Origin of the sequence: Hominisplanchenecus murintestinalis (assembly GCF_943193015.1) — a bacterium.
GTDB lineage: Bacteria > Bacillota > Clostridia > Lachnospirales > Lachnospiraceae > Hominisplanchenecus_A > Hominisplanchenecus_A murintestinalis.
On record NZ_CALPCM010000105.1, the window covers coordinates 1 to 2103 of the forward strand.

The following is a 2103-nucleotide window of genomic DNA, read 5'->3' on the forward strand; positions in this document are numbered from 1 at the left end:
CACCTTCTTCTGTTATCTGATTTATAGAAACTTATTAAACAAGTAGTCTTGATTGACTACACCATTATTATACTAGGGAGGTGATTTTATGAAAATAAAAATAGATCAGAATCTCTGCATTGGCTGCGGGCTTTGCTGTGGGATCTGCGACGAAGTTTTTCGTATGAATGAGCACGAGAAGGCGGAAGCATACCAACCAGCAAACGATGACAATCAAAGCGCCGTGCAGGATGCAATTGATTCGTGTCCTGTGTCTGCAATCGCTTGGGAAGATTAATTCAAGCGCATCTATATACTTTTTTGATTGAAAAGTAACTACATCATTTCAAATTTTAAAAGTTTTTAGGATGTCTATTATGGAACAAAAAATGTTTTGCTATCAGTGTCAGGAAACCGCCGGGTGCAAAGGTTGCACCATGTCCGGTGTATGCGGGAAGAAGCCTGATGTGGCAGCTATGCAGGATCTGCTGGTCTATGTCACAAAAGGGATTTCAGCTGTTACAACTGCACTGCGTCAGGAAGGGAAGCAGGTATCTGCGGAAATCAATCACTTGATTACCCTGAATCTGTTCACCACCATCACCAATGCAAATTTTGACAAAGAGAGCATTGAGGCAAGAATCCGTGCCACACTGACTGAAAAAGATGTGCTGTTGGCGCAGATTGCCGATCCTTCCGGTCTGCCCGAAGCGGCAAAATGGAATGGCTCTGGCAATTGGGAAGAAAAAGCCGCAACTGTCGGTGTTCTTTCTACTGAAAACGAGGATATCCGTTCTCTGCGAGAACTGATTACCTACGGTCTGAAGGGATTGTCCGCATACTCCAAACACGCAAACGTTCTACTGAAGGATGATGAGGAGGTCGATGCCTTCCTTCAGCGGGCGCTGGCAGCTACACTGGATGACAATCTCAGCGTAGAAGAATTGATTGCTCTGACAATGGAAACCGGAAAACACGGCGTATCCGGTATGGCTCTGCTGGACAAGGCCAACACGGAAGCCTATGGAAATCCCGAAATTACGAAGGTAAATATTGGCGTTGGGACAAATCCCGGTATTCTTGTTTCCGGTCACGACCTGCAGGATTTGGAAATGCTGCTGGAGCAGACACAGGGAACCGGCGTGGATGTTTATACCCATTCCGAGATGCTCCCTGCCCACTATTACCCGGCATTCAAAAAGTATCCCAACTTTATCGGCAACTACGGCAATGCGTGGTGGAAGCAGAAGGAGGAATTTGAATCCTTCAACGGTTCTATCCTGATGACGACCAACTGCATCGTGCCTCCTAAAGACAGCTACAAAGACAGACTCTACACTACTGGCGCAGCAGGATATCCGGGATGTACCCATATCCCAGGAGAAATCGGGGAGCAGAAGGATTTTTCCGTTATCATTGAACACGCAAAAAGATGCGCTGCACCTACTGAAATTGAAACAGGAGAGCTGATCGGCGGATTTGCACACGCGCAGGTTCTGGCTCTGGCGGATCAGGTGGTCGATGCGGTAAAAAGCGGCGCGATCAAAAAGTTCGTTGTGATGGCGGGCTGTGACGGCCGTGCCAAGAGCCGGGAATACTATACCGAATTTGCCAAGGCACTGCCGAAAGATGCTGTGATCTTGACAGCCGGATGCGCGAAATACAAGTACAACAAACTGCCTTTGGGCGACATCAACGGCATTCCTCGTGTTCTGGACGCCGGGCAGTGCAACGATTCGTATTCTCTGGCTGTCATTGCTTTGAAGCTCAAGGAAGTTTTCGGTCTGGACGATATCAACGACCTGCCCATCGCCTACAACATTGCGTGGTATGAGCAGAAGGCTGTCATCGTTCTGCTGGCGCTTCTGTATCTTGGCGTGAAGAATATCCATCTCGGTCCCACTCTCCCGGCATTCCTCAGCCCCAATGTGGCAAAAGTTTTGGTAGAGAACTTTGGTATTGCGGGAATTAGCACAGTAGAAGAAGATCTGAAATTCTTTTTTTAAACTCATGCATAAATAAAAAAGTGTCTTCGACACTTCAACCTCCTAGCCCCCATTCATGGGGGAATTAGGGGTTTCTTTTTCTTTTGTTTTCCTGCATAATAGTCTTATGAGCATACTA

General features: G+C 47.1%; 2 protein-coding genes. Both read left to right on the forward strand.

Going from position 1 to position 2103, the window contains the following annotated elements; genetic code table 11:
* Positions 1–88 precede the first annotated feature (88 nt).
* Positions 89–277, forward strand: a complete 189-nt coding sequence (locus NFR99_RS15135; RefSeq protein WP_251354068.1) for a ferredoxin — start codon at positions 89–91, stop codon at positions 275–277.
* 79 nt (positions 278–356) lie between these two features.
* Positions 357–1985 (forward strand): hydroxylamine reductase, encoded by a 1629-nt coding sequence (gene hcp, locus NFR99_RS15140; protein WP_251354069.1) that lies wholly within the window; start codon positions 357–359, stop codon positions 1983–1985.
* Positions 1986–2103: the final 118 nt, after the last annotated feature.

What these genes read in the sequence shown, in the direction of transcription:
- hcp (WP_251354069.1), top strand. Translation starts at nt 357, where the DNA reads ATGGAACAAAAAATGTTTTGCTATCAGTGTCAGGAAACCGCCGGGTGC.
- NFR99_RS15135 (WP_251354068.1), top strand. Translation starts at nt 89, where the DNA reads ATGAAAATAAAAATAGATCAGAATCTCTGCATTGGCTGCGGGCTTTGC.